General features: G+C 69.9%; 13 protein-coding genes and 1 pseudogene. 7 read left to right on the top strand and 7 right to left on the bottom strand.

Going from position 1 to position 14,485, the window contains the following annotated elements:
- Position 1 precedes the first annotated feature (1 nt).
- The 3 genes and pseudogenes from G6N45_RS15005 to G6N45_RS14995 form a co-directional block, all read right to left on the bottom strand.
- The gene (locus G6N45_RS15005) at positions 2-1,081 is read right to left on the bottom strand and encodes a class I SAM-dependent methyltransferase (RefSeq protein ID WP_163723012.1); all 1,080 of its coding nucleotides are present in this window, start codon (positions 1,079-1,081) and stop codon (positions 2-4) included.
- 90 nt (positions 1,082-1,171) lie between these two features.
- A complete protein-coding gene (locus G6N45_RS15000; protein WP_163723011.1) occupies positions 1,172-2,782 on the bottom strand; it encodes a LuxR family transcriptional regulator in 1,611 nt (536 codons plus the stop codon).
- Positions 2,783-2,910: 128 nt separating this feature from the next.
- Positions 2,911-3,177, bottom strand: a pseudogene (locus G6N45_RS14995) (dioxygenase family protein); the annotation flags it as partial.
- 46 nt (positions 3,178-3,223) lie between these two features.
- Here G6N45_RS14995 and G6N45_RS14990 point away from each other — a divergent pair.
- Positions 3,224-4,309, top strand: coding sequence for an S-(hydroxymethyl)mycothiol dehydrogenase (locus G6N45_RS14990; protein ID WP_163723010.1), 1,086 nt, complete (start codon positions 3,224-3,226; stop codon positions 4,307-4,309).
- Positions 4,306-4,926 (top strand): MBL fold metallo-hydrolase, encoded by a 621-nt coding sequence (locus G6N45_RS14985; protein ID WP_163723009.1) that lies wholly within the window; start codon positions 4,306-4,308, stop codon positions 4,924-4,926. The genes G6N45_RS14990 and G6N45_RS14985 overlap by 4 nt, the downstream gene beginning before the upstream one ends.
- Here G6N45_RS14985 and G6N45_RS14980 read toward each other — a convergent pair.
- Positions 4,920-5,567 (bottom strand): SHOCT domain-containing protein, encoded by a 648-nt coding sequence (locus tag G6N45_RS14980; protein WP_163723008.1) that lies wholly within the window; start codon positions 5,565-5,567, stop codon positions 4,920-4,922. The genes G6N45_RS14985 and G6N45_RS14980 overlap by 7 nt on opposite strands.
- Before the next feature lie 68 nt (positions 5,568-5,635).
- Here G6N45_RS14980 and G6N45_RS14975 point away from each other — a divergent pair, with 68 nt between their 5' ends.
- Positions 5,636-6,724 carry a class I SAM-dependent methyltransferase gene (locus tag G6N45_RS14975; protein ID WP_163723007.1) on the top strand — a complete coding sequence of 363 codons (1,089 nt, stop codon included), beginning with the start codon at positions 5,636-5,638 and terminating at the stop codon, positions 6,722-6,724.
- Positions 6,725-6,730: 6 nt separating this feature from the next.
- Here G6N45_RS14975 and G6N45_RS14970 read toward each other — a convergent pair whose 3' ends face one another.
- The 3 genes from G6N45_RS14970 to G6N45_RS14960 are packed head-to-tail and all read right to left on the bottom strand — an operon-like array spanning position 6,731 to position 9,359.
- Positions 6,731-7,816: an NAD(P)H-dependent amine dehydrogenase family protein gene (locus G6N45_RS14970; RefSeq protein WP_163723006.1), complete on the bottom strand. Its 1,086-nt coding sequence runs from the start codon at positions 7,814-7,816 to the stop codon at positions 6,731-6,733.
- Positions 7,813-8,850 (bottom strand): glycoside hydrolase family 183 protein, encoded by a 1,038-nt coding sequence (locus G6N45_RS14965; protein WP_163728475.1) that lies wholly within the window; start codon positions 8,848-8,850, stop codon positions 7,813-7,815. The genes G6N45_RS14970 and G6N45_RS14965 overlap by 4 nt, the downstream gene beginning before the upstream one ends.
- Positions 8,841-9,359 (bottom strand): hypothetical protein, encoded by a 519-nt coding sequence (locus tag G6N45_RS14960; RefSeq protein ID WP_275997541.1) that lies wholly within the window; start codon positions 9,357-9,359, stop codon positions 8,841-8,843. Before G6N45_RS14960 ends, G6N45_RS14965 begins: the two co-directional genes overlap by 10 nt.
- A gap of 105 nt (positions 9,360-9,464) precedes the next feature.
- Between G6N45_RS14960 and G6N45_RS14955 the strand changes: the two genes are divergently transcribed.
- The 4 genes from G6N45_RS14955 to G6N45_RS14940 are packed head-to-tail and all read left to right on the top strand — an operon-like array spanning position 9,465 to position 14,456.
- Positions 9,465-11,006, top strand: coding sequence for an ABC transporter substrate-binding protein (locus G6N45_RS14955; RefSeq protein WP_163723004.1), 1,542 nt, complete (start codon positions 9,465-9,467; stop codon positions 11,004-11,006).
- A gap of 5 nt (positions 11,007-11,011) precedes the next feature.
- On the top strand, positions 11,012-11,980 hold the full coding sequence (locus G6N45_RS14950) for an ABC transporter permease (RefSeq protein ID WP_163728472.1): 969 nt from the start codon (positions 11,012-11,014) through the stop codon (positions 11,978-11,980).
- Complete coding sequence (locus tag G6N45_RS14945; RefSeq protein WP_163723003.1) at positions 11,977-12,855, top strand: ABC transporter permease; 879 nt, start codon at positions 11,977-11,979, stop codon at positions 12,853-12,855. The genes G6N45_RS14950 and G6N45_RS14945 overlap by 4 nt, the downstream gene beginning before the upstream one ends.
- Entirely contained in the window at positions 12,852-14,456 is a 1,605-nt protein-coding gene (locus G6N45_RS14940) for a dipeptide ABC transporter ATP-binding protein (RefSeq protein WP_163723002.1), read from the top strand. The genes G6N45_RS14945 and G6N45_RS14940 overlap by 4 nt, the downstream gene beginning before the upstream one ends.
- Positions 14,457-14,485: the final 29 nt, after the last annotated feature.

The raw sequence follows: 14,485 nt of genomic DNA, 5'->3' as shown, positions 1-14,485 counted from the left end.
GTCACTTCCTGGAAACGTAGTAGTAGTTGATCGGGTCGGACTCGATCTCGCGCACGGTGACATCGGAGAAGCCGGCATCGGTCAGCATCGACAGCGCTTGCTCGCGACCCCAGCAGGTGCCCAGGCCGTCACCGCCCAGCCCCAGCGAGACACTCATGCAGTGCATCGTCGAGACCGTATACAGGTAGGGCGCCAGAGGGACGCCGACGTTGTCCTCGATCCGACTCGACGACTTGATGTCGACCATCAGGAACACCCCGCCCGGCCGCAGCGCGCGATGGATGTTGGCCAGCACCCGCGCGGGATGCGCCTGGTCGTGGATCGCGTCGAACGCGGTGATGACGTCGAAGGCCTCCACCGCGTCGTAGTGGGTCAGGTCGTTCCGCTCGAAGGACGCGTTCGGCACGCCGAGCCGGCGGGCTTCCTCCCTTCCCACCGCAATCCCCTCGTCGGAGAAATCGAGGCCACGGAATCGGCTCGCCGGAAACGCCTGGGCCATCACGTTGATCGCATGCCCACTGCCGCAACCGAAGTCGGCGACGTCGGCGCCGGCGAGCAGGAGGCCGGGCAGCCCGTCGGCCAGCGGCAGGATGACATCGACCAGGGCGGCGTCGAACACCTCGCCGCTCTCCTCGGCCATCAGCGTGTGAAAGCGCGGGTACTCGCCGTAGGACAGGCCTCCGCCGTCGCGGAAACAGCCGATCACCTTCTGCTCCACCTCCCCCAGCAATGGGATGAACTGCGCGACGCGGGCGAGGTTGTCGGGGCCGGCCGCGCGGGTCAGGACTGCCGCCCGGTGCTCGGGCAGCGAATACGCCTGGGCCGCAGCGTCGTAATCGACGATCCGGCCGGCGGCCATCCCGCCGAGCCACTCCCGCACGTAGCGTTCGTCGAGCCCGGCGGCGTCGGCGATCTGAGTGCTGGTGGCCGGTGGCAGTGCGGCAAGGGCGTCGAACAGTCCGGTCTGATGCCCGATGGACATCAGGATCGCCAGGCTGGCGGCGTCGATGGTGCCGACAATGCGTTCGGCGAACTGCTGGGTGTCCTCGATGGCGGTCGTGGGGTCGGTGAGAGTTGTCATGCCTGCAGACGGTAGGCCGCCAAGGTGGGCGCCGGTATCGGTCAGATCGTGCATTTCTCTCGTCCGGTCCTGGGGTGGATGGTGCAGAACCTAGGGCAGGATCGCGTTCTCCCGCGCCCAGGCCACCGCCGCGGTGCGGGAGGACACCCCCGCCTTGGCGTAGATGTTGGCCAGATGCCGGCTCACGGTCTTCTCGCTGAGGTGCAGCTGCTGGGCCACCTGGCGGTTCGTGGCGCCGGCCGCGATCAGGGTGAGCACTTCGCGTTCCCGGCGCGTCAACCCGCCGGGTGACGGTGCACCGCAGATGCCCGCAGGTTCGACCCCGAGCTGGGCGTAGATGGCGTCGGCGGTGGCAGCGTCGGCGGCCGCGGCGTCGGTGTGGCCGAGTCCACGGTGAGCCAGCGCCATCCATTCGTAGACCTCGGCGGTCTCGTAGCGAGACTGCTGGGTGCGGTACTCGGCCAACGCCTCCTGCAGGATTGCCAGCGCGGGACCGAACGACCCCCGCCGCACCAGCACGGCTCCGCGGGCGTGCGCCGCCCACCCGCGGAAGCCGGGCGTCCGGAACGCCGCGGCATCCGTTTCCAGTTCGGCGCAGTAGGTTTCGGCCTCGTCGAGGGCGTCGCGGCCCAATGAGATCTCCACCGCAGCGCGCAGCAGCCGCACCCTGGTGAGCCGGTCGCGCCCGGCCAGCGCGACCCGGATCGCGGTCCAGGCGCCCTGCCGGTCCCCGCGCCGGCACGCCAGCAGCGCCGCACCCGGCTGCGGGTCCATGCCCAGTGTCCTGGCTTGCTCGAAAGCTGTTGCCGCACCATCGACGTCACCGCGGATCCGGCGTACCTCACCGAGCTGGTAGTAACCTTCGGCGGCCGCCCAGGAATTGACCTCCTCGAGTGCGCGGCTGGCCAGCGTCAGCCGGTCCTCGAGCCCCCGGTAGTCGTCGGTGGCGGCGCGGACCTGCAGCCGGTGCACGTCGCAGACCCCGCCGTAGGGCACCGAGCCCGACAGCCCGCACCACTGCTCCATCGACTGGGTCCACGCGCGCATCCGGGGCAGGTCGGCGAGTTTGTGGCAGTGGTGCAGCACCATGCAGTACAGGTCGCCGGCCCACTCGATCGGCACCTGGTCGGCCACCAGCGGCAGGATCGCCTCGTCGATCAGCGCGTAGCCTTCGGCCGTCCGCGCCTGCAGGATCGCCTCAACGCCGGCGGCGATCAGACCGAGCGCGGTCACCGCCGGGACGTCGAGACGCGCGCTCAACTCTCGCAGTGCGCCGACGTGGGCACTCAGGCCGTCGACGTCGTACGTGATCGCGGCGACCGCCGCCTCCAGGTAGGTGAGATACCCGTGCGCGGGGCTCTCGTCGGTGCTGGCCAGCAGGCGGCGGGCCCGGTTCATCCAGCCCTGGCCGATGTTGACGTCCCCGCGCACCAGCCACGCCAGCGCCAGCTCGTTGGCTTTCATCGCCGCGGCCGCCGGGTCGGTTCTGGTCAGCTCCGCGAACACCCGCTCGGCGGCGCGGCTCGACTCCTTGATGTGGCCGAGCCGCCACGCCGCGAACGCAAACGCGTCCAGATCGTCGGTGCGCAGCGGAGTCTGCCGGCTTGCGAGGTCGAACGCTTCGTAGCTCGCCCGCCAGTCCCGCCGCTGGTGCGCTCGACGCGCGGCGCAGAGCAGATCGGTCTGCAGATCGGTCGCCATCAGATGACCACCGTAACTCCGTTCAGGCCAGTTCGAGGGAGCGTTTGGCCAGGCCCGTCCGGGGCCTGCGCCCGTTCCACCGACCATCCGGACGGCACCGCGCCGGGCGACGGGTCATCCAGAAACGACTTGCGCACTGTCACAGCCAGTTCCGGCGCGCCGGGCGCATCGTAGGTGACGTCGTAGTAGCGGTCGGGGAATCCCCAGAAGTCGTAGGTCAACGGGGTGCGCGCGTCGGTGGACCCGATGGTGAGCGGGGCGGCCTCCCAATGCGCGGAGACCACGAGGATCGCCGTCGGCACCGGCAGCACGCCCGCCCAGGCCCGCAGTTGCGATACCCACAGTGCATCGTCGACCAGAGGCGGGGCGCCGTGCGAGAGGAACACCGCCGGCATGCCGACAGGCATGTATCGAGTGTGCCCGACATATTAGGGTTCAGGCATGACTCAGACGGTGCGCGGAGTGATCTCACGGACGAAGGGCCAGCCGGTCGAGGTGGTGGACATCGTGATCCCGGACCCCGGCCCGGGTGAGGTGGTCGTCGACATCCAGGCGTGCGGTGTGTGCCACACCGATCTGCACTACCGCGAGGGCGGCATCAACGACGAGTTCCCGTTCCTGCTCGGCCATGAGGCTGCAGGCATCGTCGAGTCCGTCGGCGACAGCGTCACCAACGTCGAGCCCGGCGACTTCGTGGTCCTCAACTGGCGCGCGGTGTGCGGTCAGTGCCGGGCCTGCAAGCGGGGCCGTCCACACCTGTGCTTCGACACCCACAACGCCGCGCAGAAGATGACGCTCACCGACGGCACGGAGCTCACCCCGGCGCTGGGCATCGGCGCGTTCGCCGACAAGACGCTGGTGCACGAGGGTCAGGCCACGTTGGTGGACCCGGCGGCCGACCCGGCCGCGGCGGGGCTGCTGGGCTGCGGGGTGATGGCCGGGCTGGGCGCGGCGATGAACACCGGCGCGGTCAACCGGGACGACACGGTCGCGGTGATCGGCTGCGGTGGCGTCGGCGACGCCGCCATCGCCGGGGCCCGGCTGGTCGGCGCCCGGCGCATCATCGCCGTCGACATGGACGACCGGAAGTTGAACTGGGCCCGTGAGTTCGGCGCCACCCACACGATCAACGCCAAGGAGCTCGATCCGGTCGAGACCATCCAGGACCTCACCGACGGTTTCGGCGCCGACGTCGTCATCGACGCGGTCGGGCGGCCCGAGACGTGGAAGCAGGCGTTCTACGCGCGCGACCTGGCCGGCACCGTCGTGCTGGTCGGCGTGCCGACCCCGGACATGACGCTGCAGATGCCGCTGATCGACTTCTTCTCCCGCGGCGGGTCCCTGAAATCGTCCTGGTACGGCGACTGCCTGCCCGAGCGCGACTTCCCGACGCTGATCAGTCTGTATCTGCAGGGCCGGTTCCCTCTGGACAAGTTCGTCTCCGAACGCATCGGGCTCGACCAGATCGAGGACGCTTTCGCGAAGATGCACGCCGGAGAGGTGCTGCGATCGGTGGTGGTGTTGTGAGCATTCAGCGGCTGGTCACCAGCGGCACCTTCGAACTCGACGGCGGCAGCTGGGAGGTGGACAACAACATCTGGCTCGTCGGCGACGACAACGAGGTGGTGGTGTTCGACGCCGCGCACACCGCCGACCCGATCATCGACGCGGTCGCTGGCCGTCATGTCGTCGCGGTGGTGTGCACCCACGGCCACAACGACCACGTCACGGTCGCCCCGCAGCTCGGCAAGGCGCTCGACGCCCCGGTGTTCCTGCACCCGGCCGACGACGTGCTGTGGCGAATGACCCACCCCGACAGCGACTTTCGCGCAGTAGCCGACGGTCAGACGTTACGGGTGGCCGGCATCGAGCTGCGTGCGCTGCACACGCCGGGCCACTCCCCCGGCTCGGTGTGCTGGCACGCCCCCGACCTCGACGCGGTGTTCAGCGGGGACACCCTGTTCTCCGGCGGTCCCGGCGCGACCGGCCGCTCCTACTCCGACTTCCCGACCATCCTCGAGTCGATCTCAGGCCGGCTCGGCACCCTGCCGGGTGAGACCGTCGTCTACACCGGCCACGGCGACACCACCAGCGTCGGTGACGAGATCGTGCACTACGACGAGTGGGTCGCCAGAGGTCACTGACCGCCCGGCTCGTCGAGGGGCGGGTACTCGTGCACCGGCGGCGGAACCGGCCCGGGCCAGCTCGGTTCGTCGAGGATCATCGGTCCGGGCAGCGGACGCGCCCGGCGACCCGCCCGCACCCGCCACGCGATCGCCGCGGCGAGCGCGACGGCGCCCAGCGCGGTGAGGGCACCGAACACCCACATCGGCCACCCCGGCGAGCTGTCGCGGCCGAACGCCAGGCGCGGATTGATGTAGCCGCCGACGTCGCCGCCGGCCCGGACGTCGTACATGCCGGCCCGCGGGATCTGCGCCACCCAGATGCGCAGGTGCACATCGTTGTTCACCGATGTCGTGGTGCCGATGGTCTCGGTGATCACCGGGTCCGGCACGCCCTCGGGCGGGTCGATGCCGAGCTTCAGCGGCGGCACCGGGAAGCCGCCGCCGACACCACCGGTCACCGCGGTGTGGAAGCTGATCGTCACCTCGCCGGCGGGCAGGCTCACCCGTCCGGACCCGGGGACCGGCACCTCGCCGTAGGCGTCGTAGTCGTCGAACACGAAGGCGCCCAGCGCCAGCGTGACGATCACCCCCACCACACCGGCCACCAGCGCCAGGACGGCGCTGATCATCGCGATGCGCGGCCCGGCCCGTCCCGTCATGGGCGACAGTTTCGCATGCGCCGCGCTTTCGGCGGCGCGGGTGACGCGCGGGGACTACCGTGCAGAAGATGCCCGAGTCGAGCATCGTGGTCCGACCGGAACCGGTCGGCAGCGGCACCTATACCGCCGCGTCGCGGCTGCAGGCCGCCGGTCTGGCCCGGGCGATCGAGATCTTCTCCGAGGCCGCCGCGGAGGTTCCGCTGCCCTCGCCGCCCCAGCCGATCGTGATCGCCGACTACGGCGCGGCAAGCGGACACAACTCGCTGCTGCCGATCGGCGCCGCAATCGGCGTGCTGCGCAGCAGGACTCGGCCCGAACACTCGGTGCTCGTCGCCCACACCGACCGGCCCGAGAACGATTTCACCGCGTTGTTCCGCACGCTGGAGGAGGACCCCGACACCTATCTGGCGAAGGACCGTGCGGCGTTCGCGTCGGCGGTCGGCCGCTCGTTCTATGCCCAGATCCTGCCGTCCAACAGCGTCAATCTGGGCTGGAGTTCGTGGGCGATCCAATGGTTGAGCCGGGTGCCGGCGCCGATCCTGGGGGGCCACCTGCAGGTGGCCACGTGCGGCGACGAAGAGGTGCAGGCCGCCTACGCCAAACAGGCCGCGCGCGACTGGCACGAGTTCGTCGCATTCCGCGGCCGCGAACTGTGCCCGGGGGGACGCCTGGTCGTGACGACGATGGGTATCGGCGAGGACGGTGAGCTCGGCTTCCGCCCGTTGCTGACCGCGATGGCGGACACGCTCGACGAGATCGCGGCGGCCGGAATGGTCACCGCCGAAGAGGTCGGCCGCATGTGCATACCGACCTTCGCCCGCCGGGCCGCCGACTTCGCGGCACCGTTCGCGCCGTCGGGTCTGTTCGAGCGCCTCGAGATCGCCCACCTGGAGATCGTCGACGCCCAGGACCGGTTCTGGGATCGCTACCAGGTCGACGGTGACGCAACGGATTTCGGCGCGCGGTGGGCCGGCTTCGCGCGGGCGTCGACGTTCGCGGCGCTGTCGACCGCGCTCGAGGGCGGTCCGACGGATCCGCGCGTGGCGCAGCTGCACGATCGGCTGGAGAAGGGCATCGCCGCGCGGCTGGCGGCGGCACCCGAGCGCACCCAGATCCCGTTGGCCTACATTGTTCTGGTCAAGCGGCCGCGCAGCTGAGCGCGGTCAGCGGATCGTCCCCACTCCCGGGATCAGCGGCAGGTCCAGCGCGGTGACCCACCCCGGCGACAGATCGTTGACCGCCGGGACGGCGTTGAGCGCCCGCAGCCCGGTCGCCAGGCAGCCGGCCGCGGCGGCATCCCGCCCGGAGCCGTCGGTGAAGCGGAATGCCGTCTCCTGGAAGATGCTCGGCGTGCCTTCGATGTCGACGCGGTAGACGTCGTTCTGGTTGCCCGACGGCCACTGCGGCGCGGCGTCGTTGCCGATCCGGTTGACGTGCTCGAGCTGGATGCGGGTCTCGCCCCGGTACACCCCGTTGATCGTGAACCGGACGGCCGCCACGTTGCCCGGCGCGATGACGCCCTTGGCCGTCGTGCGCTCAGTGGGCGTGACCCACTTCTCCCACGTCGTGGTGATCTCGTCGAGCATGATGCCCGCCGCATGAGCGATCATCGGAACCGTTGCGCCCCAAGCGAACACGAGGATGTCGGAATTCTCCAGCATCGGCCGGTACTCCGGGGGCTTGCCGATACCCATCTCGCGGTCGTAGTCACCGGTGTAGTTGGTGTAGTCGAGCAGCTCCGATGCGCGCACGGTGCGCACCTCCGAGCACAGGCCCATCAACGTCATCGGGAAGAGGTCGTTGGCGAAACCCGGGTCGATACCGGTGGTGAAGCAGGACGATTCCCCGAGTTCGCAAGCGACGGTGACGGGTTCGATCCAGTTGGGCGGGTTGAGGTGCATGGTCGGCCAGATCCACGGCGTCATCGCCGTCGAGCACACGTCGATCCCGGCGCGCAGGAAGCGGGTGATCACCTCGATGTTGACGTCGGCGTGGGCCGCGGTCGGCCCGTAGTGCACCAGCGCGTCGGGTTCGAGCGCGATCAGCGCGTCGATGTCGTCGGTCGCGGTGAGGCCCAGCGGAGCCGGCAGCCCGCAGATCTCCCCGACGTCGCGGCCGACCTTGTCGGCGTTGCTCACCCCGACACCGACCAGTTCGAAGCGCGGATGCTCGACGACCTCCGCGATGACCATCCGGCCGACGAAGCCGGTCCCCCAGATCACCACTCGCTTCTTATCTGATGCCGTCACGGGTTCCGCCTCTCCTCGCGCTGTCTGGTGTCGTGCAGGGTGACGTTGAATTGCATGGCGCGATAAGGCCATCCGGCGTCGGTGTGCCACTGCGACACCACCAGACCGACCCCGCCGTGGACGTCGAGGCGCGACCCGGGCAGCAGGTACCCACCGTAGAGCTGGGCGATGCGGTTGCCGGCGTGGTCCTCGGCGTGCCACCCGCAGCCCCGCACCGGCAGCTGCAGGGGCGCGGTCCGCACGTCGACCATCGGGGACTCGATCACCCGGTAGCCCAACGCGTATCGCGAGGCCAAGAATCCGCCGAGCACCCAGGTGCGCGGCGCGAGCCGCCGGAACGTCAGCTCGCCCCACCGCTCGCCGGGCGGCGTGATCGGGGTGGCTCTGCGACCCCACCCCCACCGGCCACCGGCAAGGCCCCACGCCGAATACTTCGACCGGTCACCGATGTCCGACGGCCGCACCCGCATCGCGATGATGCCCTTGTCGCGCTGGAAGCCGGTGGCCATCACGTACACCCAGCCGCAGTCCGGGTCCAGGTCCCACGACCAGCACTGCGCGTGGCCGTGGTGCAGCTCCGCGGGGAACGTCGCGTTCTCCCCGAGGGGGCGCCACTGCTGCCCGCCGTCCTCGGAACGCCAGAGCTCGGTGTGCAGCACGTTGCCCAGCCCCCGGTTGACGATGGCGTGCAGATAGATCGCGTCCCCGATCCGCAGCAGATCCGACGGGATCACGGTGCTGATGCCCGCGTGGTCGTGGACGTAGGGCAGCAGTCGGCGGGCATAGTCGGGATCCGGGCCGCCGGCACGCTCCCACACGATCGCGTGACGGGCGTCGCCGCGGCCGATCAGCGCAACCGGCGACCGCCAGTCGCCCCTGCCGACTCGGCTGCCCGAGAACGTGTCGCCGAACACCGCCACCAGCGACCCGTCGGCGGTCTGCACGCACTGCCCCAGGTCGGCGCATGTCACGCCCCACCGATCGGTGATGCCCGGACCGGTGATGTCGGCGACCTTCCCGATCGTCAGAAGCAGCGCCGCAGTCCGCCCGGCTCGCAGATCAGGGGGTACCGGTCGACCGGGATCGGCAGCGGTTCCTTGTAGGCCAGCGTGAACGGGGTGTTGATGATCCCCGGCGGCAGGCCGCAGTTGCCGTTGTGGGTGACGCTGCGCGTGCCGGTCATGGTGACGTCGTCGAACTTGATCACCTCGACCGTCGGCGCCCAGGTGCCGTCGGGGCACTGCATGCCCCGGTCCTTCGGTGTGGTGAAGACCCACATGCCTCCGGTCAGCACGGCGTCGCCGCCGGTCACGCCGGTGGACCCCTGGACGTGCAGTCGACAGCCCACGGGCAGGTACAGGGGCTCACGCAGATCGCCGACCACCGGCACACATGACGGGTAGATCGTCCACAGACCCGGTGTCCCCTCGGCCGGGGTGTAGGTGAAGATGCCCTCGATCACCTGGTCGGCCTTGGCCGGTACCGGCCAGGTCACGGCCGCGCCGAGGGCGACCAGGAGGGCGGCCAGTGCGCGCGCGATCATCACGCCGACGAGTATTTCAGCCGGGCGCGGACAAAGTCACGGGTTTGTCGTGTCAGACCATCGGGTAACAGGTTTCGAGCAGGCTCGAGTCCGGGGTGATACATGATGGCGAGGACCGCGGTGTGGACCGCTGTCCTCGCCATTGTCGTGATGGTGGCGTCGGTGACCGGGTGTTCGACGGGCCGGCGGGTCGATCTCGGCGAGGGCGCCTCGGGTGCACTGGTCGCCGCGATCGCCGGGGAGCCCGATCAACTCGACCCGCACAAGACCACGGCCTACTTCTCGTTCGAGGTGCTCGAGAACGTCTTCGACACGCTGGTCGAACCCGACGAGAACCTGCAGATGCGCCCGGCGCTGGCCACGTCGTGGGAGGTCAGTCCCGACCAGCGGGAGTGGACGTTCCACCTCCGGCCAGGGGTGAAATTCCACGACGGTACGCCGCTGACCGCCGACGACGTGGTGTTCTCCTACCGCCGGATCATCGACGAGAAGCTGGCCAACTCCGACAAGTTCAGCGCGGTCACTTCCGTCGAGGCGCCCGATCCGGCGACCGTCGTGATCCGGGTCAGCAGGCCGACACCGAACATGCTGACCAACATCGGCGGCTTCAAGGGCATGGCGGTCGTGTCGCGCCGCAACGTCGAGAGTGGCCAGATCGCCACTCATCCCGTCGGGACCGGGCCGTTCCGCTTCGCCGGACGCAAGAGCGGCGACTCGATCTCGCTGGTGGCCAATCCGGACTACTGGGACGGTCCGCCCGGTGTGCCCGGCGTGACGTTCCGGTTCATCTCCGAGCCGTCGACGGCGCTGTCCGCGCTGCAGGCCGGTGAAGTGGACTGGACGGATTCGATTCCGCCGCAACGGGTTCAGCAGCTCTCCGACGACGACTCGGTGAAGCTGGCGGTCACCCCGAGCAACGACTACTGGTATCTGGCACTCAACGAGGCGCACGCGCCGTACAACGATGTGCGAGTCCGCCAGGCGATCGCCTACGCCATCGACCGGGACGGGATCGTGCAGGCGACCAGTTACGGCACCGCCAAGGCCAACGAGCTCGCGATCCCCGAGGGCAACCCGTGGTACACGCCGTACGACCGCTACCGCCAGGGCGGTGTGGACAAGGCGCGCGAGCTGCTGTCCGAGGCCGGTGTCACGCCGGGCGATCTCGACATGCTGGTCACCTCCGAGTATCCGGAGACGGTGACCGCGGCCCAGATCGTCGCCGACAACCTCGCGCCGCTCGGCTTCACCGTCAAGATCCGCACCGTCGACTTCGCGACGTGGCTCGACGAACAGAACTCCGGCCACTTCGACATGCTCATGCTGGGGTGGCTGGGCAACATCGATCCCGACGACTTCTACTACGCCCAGCACCACACCGACGGCACCAGCAACGCGCAGAAGTTCTCCGATCCCGAGGTGGACCGGCTGCTCGACGCCGGCCGCGTCGAGACCGACCACGCCGCCCGGGTCGCCGACTACGCGCGCGCCGCGACGCTGATCGCCGACAAGGTCAGCTACATCTACCTGTACAACTCGTCGGTGATCCAGGCGTGGAATCCGGCGCTGACCGGATACGAGGCGCGCCGCGACGGTGCGGTGCGCTTCCGGCATGCGGTGCTCGACACCGGCGGGAGCGAGTCGTGATGAGCATGCCGACGGTACTGACCCATCCGATCGCCCGGTTCGTCGCGCGCCGGGTGCTGTACTCGCTCGTCGTGCTGGTCGGCGTCACGGTGGTGGTCTTCGCGCTGGTGCACCTGGTGCCGGGCGACCCGGTCCGCATCGCCCTGGGCACCCGCTACACCCCGGAGGCGTACGACGCGCTGCGCAGCGCCAGCGGGCTCGACCGCCCGATCGTGTCGCAGTTCTTCGGCTACGTGGGCTCGGCGCTGACCGGGAACCTGGGGGTGAGCTTCCGCAACGGCGACCCGGTGACGGTGACCCTGCTGGAGCGGCTGCCCGCGACGCTGTCGCTCGGGCTGGCCGGCATCGTCATCGCGCTGGCGATCGCGCTGCCGGCCGGCACCTACTCGGCGCTGCGGGAGGGCCGCGTCAGCGATGCGATCGTCCGGGTTACCAGTCAGTTCGGCGTCTCGGTGCCCGACTTCTGGATGGGCATCCTGCTCATCGCGCTGTTCTCGACGACGCTCGGGTGGCTGCCGACGTCCGGGTACCGCCCGCTGTTCTCCGATCCCGGGGGGTGGCTGCGCCACATCATCCTGCCCGGGTTGACGGTCGGCGTGGTGGCCGCGTCGATCATGACGCGCTACGTGCGCGCGGCGGTGCTCGAGGTGGCCGCGATGGGCTATGTGCGCACCGCGCGGTCCAAGGGGCTGCCGCCGCGCGTCGTCACCTTCCGGCACACGGTGCGCAACGCGCTGGTGCCGATCCTGACCATCACCGGCATTCAGCTCGCGACGCTGCTGGGCGGCGTGATCGTCGTCGAGGTGGTGTTCGCCTGGCCGGGGCTGGGCCGGCTGGTGTACAACGCGGTCGCCGCGCGCGACTACCCGGTGATCCAGGGCGCGGTGCTGCTGATCGCGGCGCTGTTCCTGGCGATCAACCTGCTCGTCGACGTCCTCTACGCGGTGGTCGACCCGAGGATCCGGCTGGCATGACGACCACCGACAGCACTCGCGTCGCGTCGTGGCGGCTTCTGCTGCGCAATCCCGTCACCGCGGTCAGCGCGCTGATCCTGCTGGCCGTCGCCGTCGTCGCAGTGACCGCCAATCTGATTGCGCCGCAAGGTGTCAACGACGTCGACGTGCCCGACGCACTGCGCCCGCCCAGCGGCGGGCACTGGTTCGGCACCGACGAGTTGGGCCGCGACGTGCTGTCGCGTGTGCTGGTGGCCACGCAGGCCTCGATGCGGATCGCCGTGGTCAGTGTCGCGTTCGCCGTCGTGGTCGGGGTGACGGTCGGCGTGCTCGCGGGCTACCGCGGCGGCTGGCTGGACACCGTGCTGATGCGCCTGGTCGACGTGATGTTCGCGTTCCCGGTGCTGCTGCTCGCGCTCGCCGTCGTCGCGATTCTGGGGCCGGGGGTGACGACGACGATCCTCGCGATCGGCATCGTGTACACGCCGATCTTCGCGCGGGTGGCGAGGGCCAGCACCCTGGGTGTGCGCACCGAGCCGTACGTGGCGGTGTCGCGCGCGATGGGCACCCCCGATCACGTGATCCTGCGTCGCCACATCCTGCCCAACATCGCAGGCCCGCTGATCGTGCAGACGTCGCTGTCCCTGGCGTTCGCCATCCTCTCCGAGGCGGCGCTGTCCTTCCTCGGCCTCGGGATCCAGCCTCCGCAACCGTCGTTGGGCCGGATGATCTTCGACTCACAGGGGTTCGTCACGATGGCCTGGTGGATGGCGGTGTTCCCGGGCGCGACGATCGTGGTGATCGTGCTGGCGTTCAACCTGCTCGGCGACGGGCTACGCGACGTGCTAGACCCCAAGCAGCGCAACATCGCCGAAGCCCGGAGGGCGCAGCGATGACGGTGCTGACGGTGCAGGATCTCGGGGTGCGCATCGGCGCACGCACGATCGTCGACGGCGTGTCATTCGAGGTGGCCCGCGAGCAGACGGTGGGAATCGTCGGCGAATCCGGGTCCGGCAAGACGATGACGGTGCTCGCCGCAACAGGTCTGCTCGACGCGCCGGGGGCACGGGTGTCCGGGTCGAGCACGCTGGGTGGTGACGAGCCGGTGCAGCTCGTCGGCGCGAGTCCGCGGACGCTGCGCAGCGTGCACGGCTCCCGCATCGGATTCGTCTTCCAGGATCCGGGCACGTCGCTCAATCCGCTGCTGACGCTGGAGCGCCAGATCACCGAGTCACTGGAGACCCACCGTCGGGTGACGCGCCGTGAGGCACAGGCGCGGGCGCTGGAACTGCTCGACGCGGTCGGCCTGCCCGAGCCCTCGACACGGCTGCACGCCTACCCGCACCAGCTCTCGGGCGGCCAGCGTCAGCGGGTGATGATCGCCATCGCACTCGCGTGCGACCCGGAACTGCTGATCGCCGACGAACCCACCACCGCGCTGGACGTCACCACCCAGGCCCAGATCATCGAGCTGGTCCGCACCCTGCAGCGCGACTTCGGCACCGCGGTGGTGTGGATCAGCCACGATCTCGGCGTCATCGGGCAGGTGGCCGACGAGGTGACCGTGCTGCGCGAGGGCGGCGTCGTGGAGCAGGCTCCGATCCTCGACGTGTTCGACCGGCCCCGTGACGACTACACCCGGGATCTGCTGGCCGCCCGGCCGGTGCTGAATGCGTCTGGGCCGCAACCTGTTCCCGACGCCGATCCACTGCTGGAGGTCGACGGACTCGACGTGTCGTTCACGGTGTCCACCCCGGTGGGCCGCTCGACCATCCACGCTGTCAAGGACGTGTCATTGCGCGTCCGTCGGGGCACCACACTGGGTCTGGTCGGCGAATCCGGCTCGGGCAAGTCTACGGTCGCCGCCGCGCTCACGGGTCTGGCGAAACCCGACCGCGGCACCGCGACGCTGGCCGGTGCGGACATCTTCGGGGTGCGTAGGGCCGACGTGAAGGCGCTGCGCCGGCGGATCGGACTGGTGTTCCAGGATCCGTTCTCGTCGCTGAATCCCCGTGCGCGCGTGGAGTCCTCGGTCGCCGAGCCGTTGGCGGTGCACCGGCTGGCCGACGGCGCCGCGGCGCGGCGGGCGCGGGTGGCCGAGCTCCTTGACCTGGTCGGCCTGCCGGCCGAGTTCGCGCAGCGCTACCCGCACGAGCTCTCGGGCGGGCAACGTCAGCGGGTCAGCATCGCGCGCGCATTGGCCGCCGAGCCGGATCTGCTGATCCTCGACGAGGCCACCGCGTCGCTGGATGTGTCTGTTCAGGCCCGCGTCCTGGGGCTGCTGGCGCGGCTGCAGGACGAGCTGGGGTTGGCCTACCTGCTGATCGGACACGACCTGGCGGTGATCCGGCAGCTGAGCCATGACGTGCTGGTGATGCGCGACGGTGAGGTGGTGGAGAACCGGCCCGCTGAGGAGCTGTTCAGCTCACCCGAGCACGAGTACACCCGGGCGCTGCTGGCGGCGGTGCCGCCGGTCCGACCGCGCGCCGCGGTCTGAGCCGCAAGGGGCCCGTGAGAAGGTCCTTC

It is taken from the genome of Mycolicibacterium psychrotolerans, from assembly GCF_010729305.1.
In the GTDB taxonomy this organism is placed as follows: Bacteria; Actinomycetota; Actinomycetes; order Mycobacteriales; family Mycobacteriaceae; genus Mycobacterium; species Mycobacterium psychrotolerans.
This window is presented reverse-complemented; position numbering and strand designations above follow the sequence as displayed.

Bases quoted from the DNA above. Each gene is read 5' to 3' on its own strand.
- G6N45_RS15005 (WP_163723012.1), bottom strand. From the start codon at position 1,081: ATGACAACTCTCACCGACCCCACGACCGCCATCGAGGACACCCAGCAG.
- G6N45_RS14975 (WP_163723007.1), top strand. From the start codon at position 5,636: ATGCCCGAGTCGAGCATCGTGGTCCGACCGGAACCGGTCGGCAGCGGC.
- G6N45_RS14980 (WP_163723008.1), bottom strand. From the start codon at position 5,567: ATGACGGGACGGGCCGGGCCGCGCATCGCGATGATCAGCGCCGTCCTG.
- G6N45_RS14990 (WP_163723010.1), top strand. From the start codon at position 3,224: ATGACTCAGACGGTGCGCGGAGTGATCTCACGGACGAAGGGCCAGCCG.
- G6N45_RS14945 (WP_163723003.1), top strand. From the start codon at position 11,977: ATGACGACCACCGACAGCACTCGCGTCGCGTCGTGGCGGCTTCTGCTG.
- G6N45_RS14955 (WP_163723004.1), top strand. From the start codon at position 9,465: ATGGCGAGGACCGCGGTGTGGACCGCTGTCCTCGCCATTGTCGTGATG.
- G6N45_RS14950 (WP_163728472.1), top strand. From the start codon at position 11,012: ATGCCGACGGTACTGACCCATCCGATCGCCCGGTTCGTCGCGCGCCGG.
- G6N45_RS15000 (WP_163723011.1), bottom strand. From the start codon at position 2,782: ATGGCGACCGATCTGCAGACCGATCTGCTCTGCGCCGCGCGTCGAGCG.
- G6N45_RS14960 (WP_275997541.1), bottom strand. From the start codon at position 9,359: ATGATCGCGCGCGCACTGGCCGCCCTCCTGGTCGCCCTCGGCGCGGCC.
- G6N45_RS14940 (WP_163723002.1), top strand. From the start codon at position 12,852: ATGACGGTGCTGACGGTGCAGGATCTCGGGGTGCGCATCGGCGCACGC.